The sequence below is a fragment of the Paraburkholderia sp. BGA-UO-ETr-F21 genome, assembly GCF_059567925.1.
The window spans coordinates 622,885-641,678 of record NZ_JCAQOY010000040.1 but is presented as its reverse complement, the minus strand read 5'-3'; the positions used below and the strand labels follow the sequence as shown (position 1 = coordinate 641,678).

Below are 18,794 nucleotides of genomic sequence, written 5' to 3'. Positions count from 1 at the left end.
CCTTTTTCATAGATGACAAAAGCAAAAGCCACAGCGACCACAGGAACTTGCCCTGTATGCCCTGTGGCTGTTTAACTCGGCAATCGCGCGAAAAATTGCGCAGTCAACATCGCTCGCTCCTGCTTGGCAAAACGCGTGGCAAAAAGCGCCAACCCTGCTGGCGTCGGCAACCGACACGGCAGGGCGTCATACGCCGCCAACGCAGAAACGCGGGCGCGAATGACCTTAGGCCTTGACGTTCGCGCGAGCGTAGTCGATCGCTTGCTGAACGGTGGTGATCTTCTCGGCTTCTTCATCCGGAATTTCCATGCCGAACTCGTCTTCGAGGGCCATCACGAGTTCAACGGTGTCGAGCGAGTCGGCGCCGAGGTCGTTCACGAACGAAGCTTCGTTCTTGATCTCAGCTTCTGCAACGCCCAGTTGTTCTGCGACGATCTTCTTGACGCGCTGTTCGATATTGTCCATTACCCCTCCAAGGGAAAAGAAGTTCAAAAATACAGGTGCGCGCATTTTATCAGGTTTGACCCGGCAAAAAAGCGGCGCATCGGGTGGCTGTCAAGGCATGCGCCTTACGCATTTACAAACGCATCAAGGCGCGGATAGTAACCGAATTTGGTTACGACATGTACATCCCACCGTTTACATGCAATGTCGTGCCGGTGATATAGCCCGCGTGTGGCGACGCCAGAAACGCCACGGCGTGCGCAATATCTTCCGGGCTGCCGAGACGGCCCAGCGGAATCTGCGTCTTCAGCGCCGTTTGCTGCTCTTCCGGCAACGTCTTGGTCATGTCGGTATCGATGAAGCCTGGCGCGACACAATTCACCGTGATGCCGCGGCTGCCGATCTCGCGTGCGAGCGCACGCGTCATGCCCGCCACGCCCGCTTTCGCGGCGGCGTAGTTGACTTGCCCGGGGTTGCCGGCTGAGCCGACCACCGACGTGATGTTGATGATGCGGCCGCCCTTCGCCTTCATCATGGGACGCAGCACCGCGCGCGACAGCCGGAACACCGACTTGAGGTTGGTGTCGATCACCGCGTCCCAATCGTCGTCCTTCATGCGCATGGCGAGTTGGTCCTGCGTGATGCCGGCGTTATTCACCAGTACGTGCAGCGCGCCGAATTCCTTCACCGTGCCGTCGATCAGCGCTTCCGCCGCGGCCGCGTCGTTCACGTTGAGCACCGCGCCGCGGCCGTTCACGCCGGCGGCGTTAAACGCTTCGCTGATTGCGGCTGCGCCGCTTTCGCTGGTCGCCGTGCCGATTACCGTCGCGCCCTGGCGCGCCAGTTCCATGGCGATCGCCCGGCCAATACCGCGCGAAGCGCCGGTCACGATTGCGATCTGCTTGTCGAGAGTCTTTTCCATCTGTCAGTCCGGATGCCCTTCGGAGGGCTGATTGATTCTTGATGCGATGATCTGATGCTCTCGCGCAGCGCGTGCTGTCAGCGCCTGGCACGCGCGGCGCGGTCCTCAGCCAGCCGTCACGAGTTTGAGCGTCTCTTCGAGCGAAGCCGGATCGAAGATCGAAGCGCCGACCAGATTGCCGTCGATACGCTTGGTCAAACCCGCAAGGACCTTGCCCGGACCGCATTCGATCACGTGCGTGACGCCCTGAGCGGATATGGCCTGAACGCTTTCCACCCAGCGCACCGCTCCGGCAGCCTGGCGCACCAACGCGTCCTTGATCCCGGCCGGTTCGTTGACCACGGCAACGTCGACGTTGTTGATGACCGGAATGGCCGGCACCTGCACGTCGACACTCGCGAGATACTCGCGCAATTGATCCGACGCGGGCTTGAGCAGCGACGAGTGAAACGGCGCCGAGACCGGCAGCGGCAACGCGCGCTTGGCGCCCTTAGCCTTCGCGACTTCGCAGGCCTTTTCGACCGCGGCCTTGTGGCCCGCGATCACGACCTGCGCCGGCGCATTGAAATTGACTGCCTCGACGACGCCCGCAACCGACGCTTCAGCGCACACCGCGCGCACCGTGTCGTCGTCGAGGCCGAGGATCGCGGCCATACCGCCTTCACCGACCGGCACCGCCGTTTGCATGGCTTGCGCGCGAAAACGCACGAGCGGCACGGCATCGCGAAACGCGAGCGCGCCCGCCGCGACCAGCGCGGTGTATTCGCCCAGGCTGTGACCCGCGACGATCGCCGGCTTTGGGCCGCCAGCCTGCAACCACGCGCGATACATGGCGTAGGAGGCGGTCAGCATGACAGGCTGGGTGTTGGTGGTGAGGTTCAGATCTTCGGCCGGGCCTTCGGCGATCAGCTTGCCGAGGTCCTGATTGAGCGCGTCGGAGGCTTCCTGAACCGTCTCACGCACGACTGCGTGATCGGCGAACGCGTTGAGCATGCCGACCGACTGCGATCCTTGCCCAGGAAAAACGAACGCAAATTTCATATCGTCCCCAAAATCGATGTTGTCAGATGTGGGTGGCGCGCCCGATTGACGGCGAGCGCGCTCAAGCGTAGCCGAGCGCCGTGAAGCGCGCTCGCCATAGCGTCGCCGCTATCAGTAGCGGATAACCGAGGCGCCCCACGTGAAGCCGCCGCCGACGCCTTCGATCAGCACGTTCTGGCCGCGCTTGATGCGGCCGTCGCGCACGGCGACGTCGAATGCGAGCGGAATGGACGCAGCCGACGTATTGCCGTGCTCGCCCACTGTGACGACCATGCGTTCCTGCGGCAAGCCGAGCTTGCGGCAGGTGCTTTGCATGATGCGGATATTCGCCTGATGCGGGATCAGCCAGTCGACCTGCTCAGCCGACAGATTGGCCTTCTCGAGCGCTTCGACCGCGACCTTTTCGAGCACATTGACGGCAAGCTTGAACACGGCCTGTCCGTCCATATGCAGAAACGCGCTGCCGGCCACTACACCGCCGTTCACGTTGCCTGGCGTGCAGAGAATGTTCGAATGGCTGCCGTCCGCGTGGAGCGCGCTAGCGAGCACGCCCGGTTCTTCGGATGCCTGCAGGATCACCGCGCCCGCGCCGTCGCCGAACAGCACGCAGGTGGTGCGGTCTTTGAAGTCGAGAATGCGCGAGAAAGTTTCCGCGCCGATCACGAGCGCCGTACGATGCTGACCGCTGCGAATGAAGCTGTCCGCTGTCGCCACCGCATAGGCAAAACCGGAACAGACGGCCTGCACGTCGAAGGCCGCGCCGTGGTTCTTGATGCCGAGCTTGTTCTGCAACAGGCACGCCGTGCTCGGAAACACGAAGTCCGGCGTGGACGTGGCGACGATGATCAGATCGATGGACTGCGGGTCGATATCTGCCGCTTCGATCGCGCGTTGCGAAGCGATGAACGCCAGATCGCTGGTCGTGACATCAGGTTCCGCGAAGTGGCGAGCATGGATGCCCGTGCGGGCGACGATCCACTCGTCGCTCGTCTCGACGCCCTGCTTGGCGAGACGTTCGGCCAGATCCTGATTGGTGACGCGGTTGGGCGGCAGGTAGCTGCCGGTGCCCAGCACGCGGGAATAAATTGTCGATTGAGCCATTATGCCTTCGAGGATTGCGCAGCGTAGGGCTCGGCTGGCTGGCCTGCGATCGGGCTTGCGTGGCCCGCACCGCTCGCGTCGCGCGCCGCCTGTTCAAGAGAACCCGCGTTCTCTTCCATCGCTCGCGCGAGGCGCTCCAGCACGCCGTTTTTGACGGCATCATACCCGCGTTTGATAGCCCACTCAAACCCGTAGGCATCCGCCGAACCGTGGCTTTTGATCACCAGCCCGCGCAGGCCGAGCAGTGCGGCACCATTGTATTGCCGATGATCGACGCGTTTCTTGAAGCGCATCAATACCGGCAATGCGAGCACCGCCATCACCTTGGTGAGCCACGAACGGCCAAACTCTTCCTTGATGATGTTGGACAGCATCTGCGCGAGGCCCTCCGACGTCTTCAGCGCGACATTGCCGACAAAACCGTCGCAGACGATTACGTCGACCGTGCCTTTGAAGATATCGTTGCCTTCAACGTTACCGTGAAAGTTAAGTGTACTCGCGCGCAGCAATTCGCCGGCACGTTTGATGGTGTCGTTGCCCTTGATGACTTCTTCGCCGATATTGAGCAGACCGATGGTGGGCCGCTCCTTACCCTCGAGCGCCGACACGAGCGCGTGCCCCATCTCCGCGAACTGCAGCAGGTGCTGAGGTTCACAGTCGACGTTGGCGCCCAGGTCGAGCATCATCGTGTAACCATTGGGATTGGGCAGTGCCGACGCGATAGCCGGGCGTTCGATGCCCGATAGCGTTTTCAGCACATAGCGCGAGACCGCCATCAGCGCACCGGTGTTGCCGGCGGAAATGCAGGCTTGCGCCTCGCCTTCCTTGACGCGGTTCAGCGCCACGCGCATGGAGGAATCTTTTTTCTTGCGCAGCGCGACTTCGACCGGATCGTCCATGGCGACGATCTCGGAAGCGGGTACAACGGTCAGCGCCGGCAGGTCCTGAGCCTTCAACTTCTTCAGCTGCGCACGAATCGCACTTTCAATGCCGACGAGCAGCAACTGCGCATCGGGATGCGAACGAACGAAGTTGACGGCAGCGGGAACGGTCACGGACGGGCCGTGGTCGCCTCCCATGCAATCTATCGTGAGCTTTACTGTCATGGAGTGCGACGAATTTCAGGCGCCCTGCATGGGACCGCGGTAGGCGCTAAATTGCCAGCTGCGATCGACACAAAAAAGCGGCAATTGAATGCCGCTTTTTTGCCGAGCCGGGAAAATGTCAAGCGAGCCGATCGCCACGCGAAACGCCAAGGGGCGACACGCAGAGAAACAGGCAGCGAAACGATTAATCGTTCTTCGTCTTGACAACTTTCTTGCCACGATAGTAGCCGTTCGGGCTAACGTGGTGACGCAGATGCACTTCGCCCGTGCTCGGTTCCACGGCCAGCGGCGCTGCCGTCAGGAAATCGTGCGAACGGTGCATGCCGCGCTTCGACGGCGACTTCTTGTTTTGCTGAACTGCCATGACTAACTCCTAAAAATTTTCCGGATTCTAACACAGCCCGACTCGGTGTCCGCCACTGGCCGAGTGGCCAATGCGCCCGCGTCGCGCTCCAATGCAACTGTTCAGTGCTTCTTGTCGCCCGGCTCACCGCGCTTGAGACTCTGGAGCGCCGCAAACGGATTCGGCCGCTCGGGCTCACCGCCCTCATCAGCCTCGTCCAGTGCGCCCTCGTCGCCCTCGCCTTCAGTACCGGCCACACCAGAGACGAGACTCTCGTGCACTTCGGGACAGACCTCATGCTTGGGCACGAGCGGCAAGGAAAGCAGCAACTCTTCTTCGATCAAGTCGATGAGATCGAAATGGTTCGAGCCCACGATCACTTCGACTTCATCCTCGTCGAGCGGAAACTCTTCGGCTTCCGCCTCAGTGTTGACGATCCGGTAAGTTGCATCGACGTTGAATGCCTGCAAGTACGGTGTCATGCACCGCTGACATTCGAGCCATGCGGCGCCGTGAATCGCCAACCTCAAATAAGGCTGGGGACCCTCGGTGCCATCGTCCTGCAATTCCGGCTGCGTCGCCCCTTCGGCTTGCCAGGTGAACGCCGTATCGCGGTCTGGCGCTTCTGCCGGGACTTCGTTTAACATGCGCGGCAGTTGCGAGACGCGCACGACACCCGCGGCCTGACGCGCACTCCGCGCAAATTCGAACAGATCGAGATTATGCGGGTCGGACAGACCTGCAGGGTTGCCAGGATGTTGAGTCATGTGCGCTCCTGCTTCGGCAAGGGTTTCGCCGGGGTATAAACCGCGAGGTACAACCGCGGGGTTCAAACGGTTTGCGAGACAACCTGAAAGACCCACGAGTTGTACGCCACACCTGCAAGTCCGCTTGCACGCCTGACACACACCGAGGCCCGCCTAGCGCAAGCATACCGATGAAAAGCCCAAAATCATATCCGTTTTGTCTTTTCGAGTCAAACACTTAAGCCCGTACACGCGCAAGCTTTCCGCGACCCCGTACGTTCCGTCTCTCTAGCCGTTGATTGCCCATGCCAGATTCCCTCAATCGCCCGCCACGCCTGATCCTGGCGTCGAGTTCGCCTTATCGCCGCGAGCTGCTCGAACGCCTGCGTGTGCCGTTCGATGTCGTCGTACCCGCGATCGACGAGACGCCGCTCGCCGGCGAGACGCCCGAAGTGACCGCTCTGCGGCTCGCGCAAGCCAAAGCTCGCGCGGTTGCCGGTGGACTCAGCGCCGGTGAGGCCGCGCTCGTAATCGGCTCCGATCAGGTCGCGACTTATGATGGCCTGCAAATCGGCAAACCGGGCACCCACGCCAATGCGCTGGCGCAACTGCAGGCAATGCGCGGCCGCGAAGTGCAATTCCATAGTGCACTGTGCCTGTTCGACAGTCGCTCGGGGACAGTGCAAGCCGCCGACGTGATTACCCGCGTGCAATTCCGCGATCTGCCGGACGCCACGCTGGAGGCCTATCTGCTGGCCGAAACGCCGTACGACGTTGCAGGCAGCGCCAAATCCGAAGGACTCGGCATCGCGTTGCTCGAAGCCATCCATTCCGACGACCCCACCGCGCTCGTCGGCCTGCCGTTGATCGCACTGTCGCGCATGCTGCTCGCAGTGGGCTTTCCGCTTCTGGGGGCGCAATGACCGGCACACTCTATCTGATTCCGAACACGCTCGGCGAAGGCGACGCCGAGGCGCTCGACGCCGTTCTGCCGGCGCCGGTACGCGCCCGCGCGGCTTCGCTCCACTATTACATCGGCGAAAACGCGAAAACCACGCGCGCGTTCCTGAAAAAGGTCGGCACGGAACGGCCGATCCAGGAAATCGAGATCCGCGAACTGAACGTCAACACGCCGGCCGGGGAGATCGATAAGCTACTTGCGCCGCTTCTCGCCGGCACCGACGCCGGTCTCGTCTCCGAAGCGGGCTGTCCGGCGGTCGCCGACCCCGGCGCCCTGCTGGTGCGCCGCGCGCATGAACGAGGAGTGAAGGTGGTGCCGTTCGTTGGCCCCAGTTCGATTCTGTTAGCCTTGATGGCTTCCGGGCTCAACGGCCAGAGCTTTGCGTTTCACGGCTACCTGCCGGTCGACGCCACGGAGCGAGCCAAACGCCTGCGAGACCTCGAACAGCAATCACGCAAAGGCAAGCAGACGCAGATCTTCATCGAGACGCCCTACCGGAACCGCGCGCTGCTGGATACGTTACTGGCGACGTGTGCGCCTTCCACGCTCGTCTGCGTGGCGGCCGACCTGACGCTGGAAACCGAAACCATTGCCAGCCGCACCGTAGCCGACTGGAAGAAACAGCCTGCAATCGATCTGCACAAGCGGCCGGCCATTTTTCTGATCCTGGCCGTTTGATCCGGACCAACCCGGGGTAGATATAAAAAAGCCCCGCGCGATCGATGTTTTGACGATCGCGCGGGGCTTTTCACATCAACGCATCAACGCAGATTCAGCTTCCCGCCGAGCGCCATGGCGTGAACCGCACCGCTGCCCACAGCCGCGCCGAATTTACGCGCAACACGGTCCGTAATGCTCTCTTTCACCGTGTAGTCGACAATATCCGGCGCCTTGAAGAGGTCGCGCGCTACATAATCCGCGTCGCCGAAACCATCGGCGAGACCGAGCTCAACGCTCTTTTGACCGGTCCAGAAAAGCCCTGAGAACATATCCGGCGTTTCATGCAGGCGCTTGCCGCGGCCCTGGCGAACGGCGTCGATAAATTGCGCGTGAATCTGATCGAGCATGTCTTGCGCATGTTCGTCCATCTTCGGCGTTTCTGGCGAGAACGGGTCAAAAAACCCCTTGTTCTCACCCGATGTGTGCAAACGCCGCTGAATTCCCAGCTTATCCATCAGGCCGGTAAAGCCGAAGCTGTCCATCAGCACGCCGATCGAGCCGACGATGCTCGCCTTGTCCACATAGATCTTGTCGGCCGCCGCGGCCGCATAATAACCGCCCGACGCACACATATCGCCTACGACGACGTAGAGCGGAATTGACGGATATTTGGCCCGCAAACGACGAATTTCGTTGTAGATAATGCCCGCCTGCACCGGACTGCCGCCCGGACTATTGCAGCGCAGGATCACGCCGGCGGTGCCCGCATCGTCGAACGCACTTTGCAGCGCGGTGTTGACATCTTCCGCGTTCGCGTTCGTATCGGCGGAGATTTCACCGTCAAGCGATATCAAAGCCGTATGACGGCCGGTGGCAGCCACCTTATCACCGGACAAGTCGATGGCGGCCCATATTGCCAGCAGCAGGACGACTAGGAAAACGAAGCGGAAAAAGATTTTCCAGCGCCGCGCCGCGCGCTGCTCATTGATCGCGGCAAGAGCAATGCGCTCGAGCGCCGCGCGTTCCCAACCGGGCTCATCGGCAGGCGTGCGGGGGCGGCCTGTCAGGGACGGTTCCTTCGGCTCGGGAGTCAAATTGTCGGACATTCGGTGCAGTGGAAAGGTCGAAGAAGAGAAAAATCAGGGGGTGTCCGGACGCAGTTCGCCGTCAGGCAGCCAGAAAACCGCGCGGCCTTCCGGCGTATCGCGTTCGTCCACCTGAACGGGCCGCAATCTGCCGCCGCGGCACGGACCACCGACGCATTTGCCTGTATCCGGCGCGTAAATCGCACCGTGTGTAGCGCACATCAAGTATAAACCGGACGATTCGAAGAACTGGCCCTCGGCCCAGTCCAGCTCCATCGGCACATGGGCGCAGCGGTTCAGGTAGCCGTAAGCGCGGCCATCATAGCGAACAAAAAATACGACGACGTCGCCTCCGCCGAGCTTCGCTCCGCGGCGCACGCCCGCGCCGCCGTCGACCAATTCCGCCGACGCGCAAATGCGAACCGCGTGCGCCGCGTCCGGTGTCTGCTCGCTCATGCGTTTTCTCGCAGCCAGCCCGACAGCACACTGACGCTCGACGCCACGAACTTCGGCGATAACGCACTCAACGAGCCCGCAGGATGCGCCCCATATGTGACACCGATGCCCGCGACACCCGCGTTGATCGCCATTTGCAGATCGTGCGTCGTATCGCCGACCATTACCGTGCGGGCATTGTCCTGCCCTAGTTCACGCGTCAATTCGTGCAACATGGCCGGGTGCGGCTTCGAGAAAGTCTCGTCGGCGCAGCGGGTGCCGTCGAACAGGCTCGTGAGGCGCGACTGGTCAAGCGCGCGATTCAGCCCGACGCGGCTTTTGCCCGTGGCCACGGCCAATAGATAGCCCAGGTCGCGCAATTCCTGCAGCATTTCGCGCACACCGGCGAATAGCTCGGTGGTCTGATCCTTTACCAGATAGTGGAAGCGATAACGCTCGGCCAGCCGCGGATAGTCCGATGGGTCCAGCGTGGGCGCGGCAATTTGTAGCGCATCACGCAAACCGAGGCCGATGACGTAGCTCGCCGCCTCGTCGGCGGGAACCGGCAAGCCGAGATCGCGGCAAGCCGACTGGATGCTGCGCGTGATGTGGGCGGTCGAATCCATCAGCGTCCCGTCCCAGTCGAAGACGATCAGATCAAATTGCTCTCTAGCCATGCGGTGTCGTCTCCGGGTTTGACCCATTTCGTAATTCGTTGAGCTGCGCGATGAAGCTGCGGCACTCGGCCGGCAACGGCGCCTCGAACTGCAGCGGCGCGCCGGTTGCCGGATGCGTGAGTTTCAACCGGTAGGCGTGCAGGAACATGCGCTTCAGACCCGGCTTCGCATTGGCGCGCGCCAGTGCCTTATTCAGCGCGAAGTCGCCATATTTGGCGTCGCCGACGATCGGCAGTTCCAGATGCTGCAAGTGGACACGGATCTGATGCGTACGCCCGGTCTTCAGTTCCGCCTCGAGCAGCGCGTACTCCGGCCAGCGGTCGATCAGGTTGAAAACCGTGTGCGACGCGAGGCCGTCGGGCTGCACGCGCACGCGGCGCTCGCCGTCCGCGGTCAAATACTTGTGCAGCGGCTCCTTGACCGCGCGGCGGCGGCCCCAATCGCTTGCCCAGTCGCCGTGAACGCAAGCATAGTAGCGCTTATCCATCTTGTTCTCGCGAATCTGCTCGTGCAGATTGACGAGCGCCGAGCGCTTCTTGGCGAGCATCAGGATGCCGGAAGTCTCGCGATCCAGCCGATGTACCAATTCGAGGAATTTCGCCTGCGGACGCGCCTCGCGCATCTGCTCGATCACGCCGAACGCTACCCCGCTGCCACCGTGCACGGCCACGCCGGCCGGTTTGTCGATGACGAGCAGATGCTCGTCTTCGAAAATGATCTTGAAATGCGCGGCGGGTACCGGCGCCTGGGCGGCGGTTTCGCTCGGTTGGGCGACGCGAATGGGCGGCACACGCACCAGATCGCCTAATTCGAGCCGGTACTGCGCGTCTATCCGGCCCTTATTGACGCGGACCTCACCACTGCGCAGGATGCGGTAAATATGGCTTTTCGGCACGCCTTTACATACGCGTAACAGGAAGTTGTCGATGCGCTGTCCGGCCGCACTGTCGTCGATCTCGATCATCGAGACCTGGTCGCTTGCGACCGATTTCTGGGATATTTTGCCTAACTCTTTCATTCTGAATATAATTTGCCCAGCAGTCTGCGGCGGCCGGCGCAGTGTTCGGAATTCGGGCGGATTGCGCAGGCGCAAGCGATAAACCGTTATTTTACTTGCGCCGGGGTCTGGTTGCTCACCCTGAAAATGAGATGCAACAAGTTGCACGCACGAAGTCAGTACCCGGCAGGGACGGCGCCCATAGGCGCGTTCGGTCAAGGTCGGCTTCGACGGTAACGGAATTTTGGTAAAAAAGAATTTAACTTTCAGCTTCGGTATCGGGCGGTCTGACGCCCAGTTGTAGAGGCTGCAAGTTGCGAAAATACGGCGTGCGCCCGAGGCGTCTTGTAGAAAGTACAAGACATGGCGACGTCAAAATGAGGCGAGACACCCCCAGCAGGAAAAGACGCGCCGACTGCGCGAACTTCCCGCTGCGGCATGGCCGCAGCCTTCGACCCTCCGGTCACGCGCCCAGTTGGCGCACCGGCGCGAGTGGACGAAGGCTTTTGAAGGTCTGCCGGCAGAACCCGCGGCGTGTCGGGTCGTTATTTGAAGCCGTGTTCGCATGTGCCCTGCGGCACCGCGCCCATTTTTCAATGGGGCCGGGCCCTCTCAGGCAATTCTCCCGCCAGTTTTCCCGCTCCAGCGTGCTTGTGAAAACACAATAAGGCGCGGCATGCCGCTGCCCGCTTCGCTCTCGCGACTGACAACCGCGCAGCGATGGGCTGGCTAAGCCGCTCTGGAGCCGTTCAATGAAACGAATGTTGTTCAACGCGACGCAGCAGGAAGAACTGCGCGTCGCCATCGTCGATGGGCAAAAACTCATCGATATCGACATCGAAACCGCCGGGCGCGAACAGCGCAAAGGCAATATTTACAAGGGCATCATTACCCGCATCGAGCCGTCGCTCGAAGCCTGTTTCGTCAACTACGGCGAAGACCGCCACGGCTTTCTGCCGTTCAAGGAAGTCGCCCGCCAATATTTCCGCGACGGCGTCGACATGCGCTCGGCGCGCATCCAGGACGCGCTCCGTGAAGGCCAGGAACTGATCGTTCAGGTCGAAAAGGAAGAGCGCGGCAACAAGGGCGCGGCCCTCACCACCTTCATTTCGCTCGCCGGCCGGTATCTGGTTCTGATGCCGAACAACCCGCGCGGCGGCGGCGTGTCGCGCCGGATCGAAGGCGACGACCGTCAGGAACTGCGCGAAACCATGGCGCAGCTGCAATTGCCGGAAGGCATGAGCATCATCGCGCGCACGGCCGGCATTGGCCGCAGCGCCGAAGAACTGCAGTGGGACCTGAACTACCTGATGCAACTGTGGCGCGCGATCGAGGCCGCGTCGCAAAGCGGTTCGAGCGGTCAGCCGATGCTGATTTATCTCGAATCGAGCCTCGTGATCCGCGCAATTCGCGATTATTTCCAGCCGGATATCGGCGAAATCCTGATCGACACCACCGAAATTCATGACCAGGCACGCGCCTTCATGGATATCGTGATGCCGGACAATGTCAGCAAGGTGAAGCGGTACCACGACGACGTGCCGCTCTTCTCGCGCTTCCAGATCGAACACCAGATCGAAACGGCGTACTCGCGCACGGTGCCGCTGCCCTCGGGCGGCGCGATCGTGATCGACCACACCGAAGCACTGGTCGCGATCGACGTGAACTCGGCCCGCGCCACCAAGGGCGCAGACATCGAGGAAACCGCCGCGCGCACCAATCTCGAAGCCGCCGACGAAGTCGCCCGCCAATTGCGCCTGCGCGATCTGGGCGGCCTGATCGTGATCGACTTCATCGACATGGAATCGGCCAAGAGCCAGCGTGAAGTCGAGCAACGCCTGAAAGACGCCCTGAAGCACGACCGTGCGCGCGTCCAGATGGGCAAGATCTCGCGTTTCGGCCTGATGGAACTGTCGCGCCAGCGTCTGCGTCCGGCCCTGTCCGAAGGCAGCCACGTGACCTGCCCGCGCTGTAACGGCACGGGTCACATCCGCGATACCGAATCGTCCGCGCTGCAAGTGCTGCGGATCATTCAGGAAGAAGCGATGAAGGAAAACACCGCGGCAATTCATTGCCAGGTGCCGGTCGAAGTGACCGCCTTCCTGCTGAACGAAAAGCGCGCTGAAATCAACAAGATCGAGTCGCGCTTCAAGGTCAACGTCGTCCTGATTCCGAACAAGCATCTCGATACGCCGCATTACAAGCTCGAGCGTCTGCGTCACGACGACGCGCGCCTCGACGAACCGCGCGCTTCGTGGAAGATGGCCGAAGAAGCGGCCCGCGAGCTCGAATCGGAAACCGGTTACAGCAAGCGCACCGAAGAAGCAAAGCCGAAGCAGGAAGCGGCGGTCAAGGGCATCACGCCTGAAAAGCCGGCGCCGAGCGCACCGGTTCGCCCTGTTGCCGCCCCGGCTCCGGTCGCGGTCACGCCGGCAAGCGGTGGGTTCATCGGCTGGCTGAAGAATCTGTTCGGCATGCAGCCGGCGGCACCAGCGCCTGTCGCGCCGGCTACGACCGACAAGCAGACGCGTCCGCAACGCGGCGAACGCACGGAGCGCGGTGAGCGCACCGGTGAACGCGGTGGCGATCGCAACCGCAATCGCCGTGGCGGCGCAGGCGGCCGCGATGCAGCGGGCCGTGGCGAAGGCGCGACCGGCGGCCGTCAGGCTCAAGGCCAGCAGCCGTCGCAGCGTCGCGAGGAACGCGAACCGCGTGAAGCACGTGAAGGCCGTGAGCCGCGTGAAGCGCGCGAGCCGCGTGGCAACCGCGAGCCGCGTGAGGCCCGCGAAGGCCGTGAACCGCGCGAAACCCGCGAGCCGCGTGAAGGTCGCGAGGGTCGCGAAAACCGTGACCGCGAGAATCGCGGCAACGACCGTGCGGAAGCCGTCGAAGGCGCACCGCGCACTGAACGTGGCGAGCGCGGCGAACGTCCGGAGCGTGGCGAACGGCGTGAACGTGGTGATCGCGCTGAACGTGGCGAGCGCCGCAAGCCGCAAGCTGAAGCCACCGAGTCTCTGACGCAAAGCGACGCTCAACCGGCGGAAGAACTGGCGCAAAACCAGACCGCCTTGGGCGAAAACGGCGCGCCGATCGATCAGGAAGCCGTTGCACGTGAAGGTGAAGAGCGTCGTCGTCGCCGTCGCGGCCGTCGCGGTGGTCGTCGTGAGCGTGAAGAGGACGTGAACGGCAACCTCGCAGCGGACGTCGCGGAAGCTGAAGGCGACAATGCCAGCGTTGCCGACGAAGCGCCGGTGCGCACCGCGCATCAACCTGTCGAGCACAAGACGGAAGTCAACGAGGCGAAGGACGTGACGCCGGTAGAGGTGGTGGTCGCCGCTGTCGCGACTGAAACCGCGGTGGTCACCGAACTGCACGCGGCTACCGAAACGCCGGCTCTGGCTGTCGAAAAGGCTGCGAAGACGGAAACGGTCGTCCCGGTAGCGCAAGCGCCGGCGACTCCGGCTGCTGTCGAACCGGTCGCCGAAACGCCGGTAGCGCCCGCCGCTGCCGTGCCGGTCGAAGCAGCGCAAGCCGCGCCGGCCGTCAGCGAGACGGTTTCGCTGGTTGAACCGGTCGCACGCTTTGAAGCACCGGCTCAGCCTCAAGTCGAAACGCCGGTATTGGCGTCGCCTGTCGAAGCACAAGCTGCGCCGGCCCCGGTCGAAACCGCCGCTCCGGTTGCGGCCGTCGAAGCTCCGGCGGCTCAGCCTGTGTTGCATGCCGAGATCGCCGAAACGCAGCCGGTTGTGGCCGCGGTCGAGCCGACGGTGATCGAGCCCGCGCCTGTCGCAGTTGCACCGCAAGCACCGCGTCATGGCGCCGTGTCAGCGGAAGCCTTGAAGCCGGTGCTGGAACAAGCCGGTCTCGTCTGGGTGAACACCGACGCCGACAAGCTTCGCGCCGCTCAGGAAGCGGCCGCGCAGACGGTCAAGCCGGCTCGCGTGGTGCGCGAGCGTAAATCGTTGCCGCCGCTCGATAGCGCGCCGATGCAACAAGTGGAAACGGGTAAGCACCCGCAGTAAGCTGCCCCGCTCCACCAGTAAAGCCCGCCTTCATGGCGGGCTTTTTTTATGCGCAGCGCGGGCGCGCCGGTGGCATGCACCTCCCCGTATACCCGATACCGCCGGGGGGGTCCCACTGCCTTTTGAGGCATTTCCGATAGAATGAATATCTAGCTTTGATTTCAAGCACTAAGTTCAAGCACTAAGTTCAAGCACTGAGTTCAAGCACTGAGTTCAAGCACTGAGTTCAAGCACTGAGCAAAGCAAACACGCGAAGCAATTAAGCGAAGCAATCATGTCCCGACGCATCATCCCTGTTGCCGATTTCAGCGCTGTGCCGGTTATCAGCGGCCCCGTGCAGACGCCTAGCGGCGCGCTGCACGACAAGCTCGCGCGGCCGCTGCGCGACCTGCGCATTTCGGTCACGGATCGCTGCAATTTTCGGTGCGTCTACTGCATGCCGCGCGAGGTGTTCGACAAGGACTACACCTTTTTGCCGCACAGCGACCTGCTGAGCTTCGAGGAAATCGAACGGGTGGCGCGAATCTTCGTCGCGCATGGGGTCGAAAAAATCCGTCTGACGGGCGGCGAACCGTTGCTGCGCAAGAATCTCGAATTCCTGATCGAGCGGCTCGCGCAACTCTCCACGCCGGCGGGCCGTCCGCTCGATCTGACGCTGACCACCAACGGTTCGCTGCTGGCGCGCAAGGCGCGCAGCCTGAAAGACGCCGGTTTGACCCGCGTCACGGTGAGTCTGGACGCGCTCGACGATACGCTGTTTCGCCGCATGAACGACGCCGACTTCGCCGTCGCGGACGTGCTGGACGGCATTGCCGCCGCGCATGCGGTGGGGCTCGCGCCGGTCAAGGTGAACATGGTCGTCAAACGTGGCACGAACGATAGCGAAATCGTGCCGATGGCGCGTCATTTCAAAGGCTCGGGCGCAGTGTTGCGCTTTATCGAATACATGGACGTCGGCACGTCGAACGGTTGGAACATGACCGAAGTGCTGCCGTCCGCCGACGTGGTCACCCGCATCGCCGAACACTTCCCGCTCGCGCCGCTCGAAGCGCACAGCGCCGCCGAGACCGCGCAGCGCTGGGGTTATGCGGACGGCAGCGGCGAAATCGGCGTGATTTCGAGTGTGACCCGGGCGTTTTGCGGCAGTTGCACGCGAGCGCGTCTGTCGACCGAAGGCAAGCTCTATCTGTGCCTGTTCGCGTCCTCGGGGCACGACCTGCGCGCGCTGGTGCGCAACGGCGCGAGCGACGCCGGTATCGCCACCGCCATCGCCGAAATCTGGCAAGGCCGCGGCGACCGGTATTCGCAGCTGCGCGGAAACATTCCGGCCGATTCGGGCGCGCGCGACGGCCGTCGGGTCGAAATGTCGTACATCGGCGGCTGAGCGGCGGCGCATGAGACCGACGCGCGAACACATCACCGGCCTGTTGCTCGCGGGCGGACGCGCCACGCGCATGGGCGGCGCCGACAAGGGGCTGCAAACGCTGCACGGCGAGCCGCTCGCCAGCCATGTGCTCAAGCGCCTCGCACCGCAAACCGGCGCCCTGCTCATCAGCGCCAATCGTCATGCCGAAGCGTACGCCGCACTCGGTGCGCCGTACGGCGCCACGGTCGTGGCCGATACGCTGGCCGGATTTCCGGGCCCGCTGGCAGGCCTGCTCGCCGGCTTGCGCGCAGCCGGAACCGGCTATGTGCTCAGCGCACCCTGCGACTCGCCGTGGCTTCCCGCCGACCTCGCCGAGCGCCTCGCGCGCGCCCTCGACTCGAACGGCGCCGATATCGCCACGGTCGCCACCTCCGACGCACACGGTCAGTTGTCCCTGCACCCCGTTTTCGCACTGTTGCGCACGGCTCTCGCGGACGATCTGGCGGCCTTTCTGGAGGCCGGCGAGCGCAAAGTCCGCGCGTGGTACGCGCGCCACAAGACGGAGGAAGTCGTCTTTACCGACGAGCGCGCGTTTTACAATATCAATTCGCTACAAGAACTCGCCGACCTCGAACGTGATTGAGGCCCCGGTTGAAATCCCGCTCCGGCCGCACGGCAACTGCCGCTGCCGCCTCCGGTCGCGACGTCCCGCTCTTCATGACCACGCCTAACGAATTCTCCCGCTGCGTCGCGCAGTACGATCCTCACGCGCTACCTGTGTCAGCCGCTCAGGCGATTGTTCGCCAGTGGGCCGCACCGGTCACGGCCACGGAACGCGTGCCGCTGCGCGATGCGCTAGACCGCGTGCTCGCGGCGGATGTCGTGTCGCCAATCGACGTGCCTTCGCACGACAACTCCGCCATGGACGGCTACGCGTTCAGGAGCGCGGCACTCGCCACCGGCGGCGCCACCGTCGAGTTGACGGTGGCCGGCAAAGCGCTCGCCGGGCATCCGTTCACGGGCCGCGTCGAAACCACACAATGCGTGCGCATCATGACCGGCGCCTGCATGCCGGCCGACTGCGACACGGTCGTGCCGCAGGAGGTGGTCGAGCGCGACGCCGACTCGGGTTCGATCCGCTTCGCCGCCAACGCCGTGGCAGCCGGCGCGAACCGGCGTCTCGCCGGCGAAGATCTCGCGCGAGGCCACGCCGCACTGCGCTCGGGCCGTATCATGCGCGCGTCGGACCTTGGTTTGCTGGCCTCGCTCGGCATCGGCGAAATCAATGTCAAGCGGCGCTTGCGCGTGGCCTTCTTCTCCACCGGCGACGAATTGCGCTCGCTCGGCGAGCCGCTCGACGCGGGCTGCGTGTACGACAGCAATCGCTACACGCTGTTCGCCATGCTGCGGCGCCTGAACATCGACACGCTCGATCTCGGCGTGGTGCGCGACGAGCCCGCCGCGATGGAAGCCGCCTTGCGCAGCGCGGCGGCGAGCGCCGACGTGGTGCTCACCTCGGGCGGGGTTTCGGTCGGCGAGGCCGATTTCACCAAACAACTGCTGCAAACTTTCGGCGACGTCGCCTTCTGGAGTCTCGCCATGCGGCCGGGCCGGCCGCTCGCATTCGGCCGCGTCTGGTCCGGCGAGCGACCCGGGCTCGGGCTTCCCGCGTTATTCTTCGGTTTGCCGGGCAATCCGGTCGCCGTGATGGTGACCTTCTATCAGATCGTACGAGAGGCGCTGCTGCTGATGTCGGGCGCAACGCCGCAACCGTTGCCGTTCATTCACGCCCTGAGCCGCAAGGCCATCCGCAAGCGCGCCGGCCGCACCGAGTTCCAGCGCGGCGTAGCCGAACAGGACGCGCACGGACAATGGCATGTCACGCCAACCGGCTCACAAAGTTCCGGCGTGCTGAGTTCGATGAGCGAAGCCAATTGCTTCATCGTGCTCGGGCACGATGAGGGCGAGATTGCGCAAGGGGAGCGCGTCGCGATCACGCTGTTCGACGGCCTCATCTGACGCCCGGCTCACGCCTCGCTCTCGCCAGCGGCCATTCATAGCTTTACCCATTACCACTACGACACACGGGTTTGACTTACATGAAAAAACAGATTTCGTTCATTGCACCAGGACAGACAGCCAAAGCACTGATCCTCGTGTACCTGACGTTTTCGGTACCGATCGTGCTGCTGGGCGTACTGGTGGCGTTCGTGCGCTATGGTTCGGTGGAACTGAGCACGGTGTTCAGCGCGCTGCTGCTGAATGCGATTCTCGGCTTCGTCCTGCTATGGATCGCCTGCCATGCCTACAACTGGGTTGCGTCGCGCTTCGGCGGAATTGAAATCCAACTGACCGACGCCCCGGAAGAAGCGTAATGCCCGCGACGATCCGCGCCGCCACGCCTGCCGACACCAGCGCGATCTTCGCGCTGACGTACGAGCTCGCGGAATTCGAAAGCCTCACGCACGTCTTTGTCGCAACCGAAGAGGGCTTGCGCGACGCGCTGTTCGGCGCGCGGCCTTCCATTGAAGCGCTGGTAGCGGAGAACGAAGGACGCATCGTCGGCTATGCGCTGTTCTTCCACAATTATTCGAGTTTCGTCGGCAAGCGCGGACTATATCTCGAAGACGTCTACGTACAACCCTCGCAACGCGGCAGCGGTCTGGGCACCGCGTTGATTCAACGCCTCGCCGCCCTGGCGGTGGAACGGCAATGCGCGCGCTTCGAATGGACCGTGCTCGACTGGAACCGGCAGGCCATCAGCTTCTATGAAAAGATGGGCGCGACCGTCATGCCCGACTGGCGCGTGGTGCGCCTGACAGGTGACGCGCTTGAACAGTTGGCAACAAGCGCGCGTGCCTGAGTGATTGGCGAGCGGAGCTTCACGC

Annotated in this window: 19 protein-coding genes; 8 read left to right on the top strand and 11 right to left on the bottom strand. The window is 63.0% G+C overall.

Annotation, left to right across the window (positions count from 1 at the left end; genetic code table 11):
• Positions 1-225: 225 nt before the first annotated feature.
• The 7 genes from acpP to AC57B1_RS35300 form a co-directional block, all read right to left on the bottom strand.
• On the bottom strand, positions 226-465 hold the full coding sequence (gene acpP / locus AC57B1_RS35330; protein ID WP_004197638.1) for an acyl carrier protein: 240 nt from the start codon (positions 463-465) through the stop codon (positions 226-228).
• Positions 466-616: 151 nt separating this feature from the next.
• The gene (gene fabG / locus AC57B1_RS35325; RefSeq protein ID WP_091792561.1) at positions 617-1,366 is read right to left on the bottom strand and encodes a 3-oxoacyl-ACP reductase FabG; all 750 of its coding nucleotides are present in this window, start codon (positions 1,364-1,366) and stop codon (positions 617-619) included.
• A 105-nt stretch (positions 1,367-1,471) separates the two neighbouring features.
• Positions 1,472-2,407 (bottom strand): ACP S-malonyltransferase, encoded by a 936-nt coding sequence (gene fabD, locus AC57B1_RS35320; RefSeq protein ID WP_496420015.1) that lies wholly within the window; start codon positions 2,405-2,407, stop codon positions 1,472-1,474.
• Positions 2,408-2,518: 111 nt separating this feature from the next.
• Complete coding sequence (locus AC57B1_RS35315; protein WP_408185415.1) at positions 2,519-3,508, bottom strand: beta-ketoacyl-ACP synthase III; 990 nt, start codon at positions 3,506-3,508, stop codon at positions 2,519-2,521.
• Entirely contained in the window at positions 3,508-4,614 is a 1,107-nt protein-coding gene (gene plsX / locus AC57B1_RS35310) for a phosphate acyltransferase PlsX (protein ID WP_408353725.1), read from the bottom strand. Before plsX ends, AC57B1_RS35315 begins: the two co-directional genes overlap by 1 nt.
• Before the next feature lie 184 nt (positions 4,615-4,798).
• Positions 4,799-4,978 carry a 50S ribosomal protein L32 gene (rpmF, locus tag AC57B1_RS35305; RefSeq protein WP_006051932.1) on the bottom strand — a complete coding sequence of 60 codons (180 nt, stop codon included), beginning with the start codon at positions 4,976-4,978 and terminating at the stop codon, positions 4,799-4,801.
• Positions 4,979-5,079: 101 nt separating this feature from the next.
• Positions 5,080-5,724, bottom strand: a complete 645-nt coding sequence (locus tag AC57B1_RS35300; protein WP_408353727.1) for a DUF177 domain-containing protein — start codon at positions 5,722-5,724, stop codon at positions 5,080-5,082.
• A 284-nt stretch (positions 5,725-6,008) separates the two neighbouring features.
• Between AC57B1_RS35300 and AC57B1_RS35295 the strand changes: the two genes are divergently transcribed.
• Together AC57B1_RS35295 and AC57B1_RS35290 are read left to right on the top strand one after the other, a co-directional pair.
• Complete coding sequence (locus AC57B1_RS35295; RefSeq protein WP_496420014.1) at positions 6,009-6,626, top strand: Maf-like protein; 618 nt, start codon at positions 6,009-6,011, stop codon at positions 6,624-6,626.
• Entirely contained in the window at positions 6,623-7,342 is a 720-nt protein-coding gene (locus AC57B1_RS35290; protein WP_496420013.1) for an SAM-dependent methyltransferase, read from the top strand. The genes AC57B1_RS35295 and AC57B1_RS35290 overlap by 4 nt, the downstream gene beginning before the upstream one ends.
• Positions 7,343-7,425: 83 nt before the next feature.
• Here the strand turns inward: AC57B1_RS35290 and AC57B1_RS35285 are convergent, their stop codons facing one another.
• The 4 genes from AC57B1_RS35285 to AC57B1_RS35270 are packed head-to-tail and all read right to left on the bottom strand — an operon-like array spanning position 7,426 to position 10,539.
• Positions 7,426-8,430 (bottom strand): S49 family peptidase, encoded by a 1,005-nt coding sequence (locus AC57B1_RS35285; protein WP_408353731.1) that lies wholly within the window; start codon positions 8,428-8,430, stop codon positions 7,426-7,428.
• A gap of 33 nt (positions 8,431-8,463) precedes the next feature.
• Complete coding sequence (locus AC57B1_RS35280; RefSeq protein WP_496420012.1) at positions 8,464-8,865, bottom strand: Rieske (2Fe-2S) protein; 402 nt, start codon at positions 8,863-8,865, stop codon at positions 8,464-8,466.
• Positions 8,862-9,521: an HAD-IA family hydrolase gene (locus AC57B1_RS35275; protein ID WP_091792551.1), complete on the bottom strand. Its 660-nt coding sequence runs from the start codon at positions 9,519-9,521 to the stop codon at positions 8,862-8,864. Before AC57B1_RS35275 ends, AC57B1_RS35280 begins: the two co-directional genes overlap by 4 nt.
• A complete protein-coding gene (locus tag AC57B1_RS35270; protein ID WP_408185420.1) occupies positions 9,514-10,539 on the bottom strand; it encodes an RluA family pseudouridine synthase in 1,026 nt (341 codons plus the stop codon). The genes AC57B1_RS35275 and AC57B1_RS35270 overlap by 8 nt, the downstream gene beginning before the upstream one ends.
• Positions 10,540-11,270: 731 nt before the next feature.
• Between AC57B1_RS35270 and AC57B1_RS35265 the strand changes: the two genes are divergently transcribed.
• From AC57B1_RS35265 to AC57B1_RS35240, 6 genes are all read left to right on the top strand, one after another.
• A complete protein-coding gene (locus AC57B1_RS35265) occupies positions 11,271-14,540 on the top strand; it encodes an Rne/Rng family ribonuclease (RefSeq protein WP_496420011.1) in 3,270 nt (1,089 codons plus the stop codon).
• 274 nt (positions 14,541-14,814) lie between these two features.
• Positions 14,815-15,924: a GTP 3',8-cyclase MoaA gene (gene moaA / locus AC57B1_RS35260; protein WP_496420010.1), complete on the top strand. Its 1,110-nt coding sequence runs from the start codon at positions 14,815-14,817 to the stop codon at positions 15,922-15,924.
• Between the two features lie 10 nt (positions 15,925-15,934).
• Positions 15,935-16,549: a molybdenum cofactor guanylyltransferase MobA gene (gene mobA / locus AC57B1_RS35255; RefSeq protein WP_496420009.1), complete on the top strand. Its 615-nt coding sequence runs from the start codon at positions 15,935-15,937 to the stop codon at positions 16,547-16,549.
• A gap of 74 nt (positions 16,550-16,623) precedes the next feature.
• Complete coding sequence (gene moeA / locus AC57B1_RS35250) at positions 16,624-17,925, top strand: molybdopterin molybdotransferase MoeA (RefSeq protein WP_496420336.1); 1,302 nt, start codon at positions 16,624-16,626, stop codon at positions 17,923-17,925.
• Between the two features lie 80 nt (positions 17,926-18,005).
• On the top strand, positions 18,006-18,281 hold the full coding sequence (locus AC57B1_RS35245; protein ID WP_091792546.1) for a hypothetical protein: 276 nt from the start codon (positions 18,006-18,008) through the stop codon (positions 18,279-18,281).
• On the top strand, positions 18,281-18,769 hold the full coding sequence (locus AC57B1_RS35240) for a GNAT family N-acetyltransferase (RefSeq protein WP_408185424.1): 489 nt from the start codon (positions 18,281-18,283) through the stop codon (positions 18,767-18,769). The genes AC57B1_RS35245 and AC57B1_RS35240 overlap by 1 nt, the downstream gene beginning before the upstream one ends.
• Positions 18,770-18,794: the final 25 nt, after the last annotated feature.

Excerpts from the sequence above, each read along its gene's own strand:
- acpP (WP_004197638.1), bottom strand. The coding sequence starts at position 465 with ATGGACAATATCGAACAGCGCGTCAAGAAGATCGTCGCAGAACAACTG.
- fabG (WP_091792561.1), bottom strand. The coding sequence starts at position 1,366 with ATGGAAAAGACTCTCGACAAGCAGATCGCAATCGTGACCGGCGCTTCG.
- fabD (WP_496420015.1), bottom strand. The coding sequence starts at position 2,407 with ATGAAATTTGCGTTCGTTTTTCCTGGGCAAGGATCGCAGTCGGTCGGC.
- AC57B1_RS35315 (WP_408185415.1), bottom strand. The coding sequence starts at position 3,508 with ATGGCTCAATCGACAATTTATTCCCGCGTGCTGGGCACCGGCAGCTAC.
- plsX (WP_408353725.1), bottom strand. The coding sequence starts at position 4,614 with ATGACAGTAAAGCTCACGATAGATTGCATGGGAGGCGACCACGGCCCG.
- rpmF (WP_006051932.1), bottom strand. The coding sequence starts at position 4,978 with ATGGCAGTTCAGCAAAACAAGAAGTCGCCGTCGAAGCGCGGCATGCAC.
- AC57B1_RS35300 (WP_408353727.1), bottom strand. The coding sequence starts at position 5,724 with ATGACTCAACATCCTGGCAACCCTGCAGGTCTGTCCGACCCGCATAAT.
- AC57B1_RS35295 (WP_496420014.1), top strand. The coding sequence starts at position 6,009 with ATGCCAGATTCCCTCAATCGCCCGCCACGCCTGATCCTGGCGTCGAGT.
- AC57B1_RS35290 (WP_496420013.1), top strand. The coding sequence starts at position 6,623 with ATGACCGGCACACTCTATCTGATTCCGAACACGCTCGGCGAAGGCGAC.
- AC57B1_RS35285 (WP_408353731.1), bottom strand. The coding sequence starts at position 8,430 with ATGTCCGACAATTTGACTCCCGAGCCGAAGGAACCGTCCCTGACAGGC.
- AC57B1_RS35280 (WP_496420012.1), bottom strand. The coding sequence starts at position 8,865 with ATGAGCGAGCAGACACCGGACGCGGCGCACGCGGTTCGCATTTGCGCG.
- AC57B1_RS35275 (WP_091792551.1), bottom strand. The coding sequence starts at position 9,521 with ATGGCTAGAGAGCAATTTGATCTGATCGTCTTCGACTGGGACGGGACG.
- AC57B1_RS35270 (WP_408185420.1), bottom strand. The coding sequence starts at position 10,539 with ATGAAAGAGTTAGGCAAAATATCCCAGAAATCGGTCGCAAGCGACCAG.
- AC57B1_RS35265 (WP_496420011.1), top strand. The coding sequence starts at position 11,271 with ATGAAACGAATGTTGTTCAACGCGACGCAGCAGGAAGAACTGCGCGTC.
- moaA (WP_496420010.1), top strand. The coding sequence starts at position 14,815 with ATGTCCCGACGCATCATCCCTGTTGCCGATTTCAGCGCTGTGCCGGTT.
- mobA (WP_496420009.1), top strand. The coding sequence starts at position 15,935 with ATGAGACCGACGCGCGAACACATCACCGGCCTGTTGCTCGCGGGCGGA.
- moeA (WP_496420336.1), top strand. The coding sequence starts at position 16,624 with ATGACCACGCCTAACGAATTCTCCCGCTGCGTCGCGCAGTACGATCCT.
- AC57B1_RS35245 (WP_091792546.1), top strand. The coding sequence starts at position 18,006 with ATGAAAAAACAGATTTCGTTCATTGCACCAGGACAGACAGCCAAAGCA.
- AC57B1_RS35240 (WP_408185424.1), top strand. The coding sequence starts at position 18,281 with ATGCCCGCGACGATCCGCGCCGCCACGCCTGCCGACACCAGCGCGATC.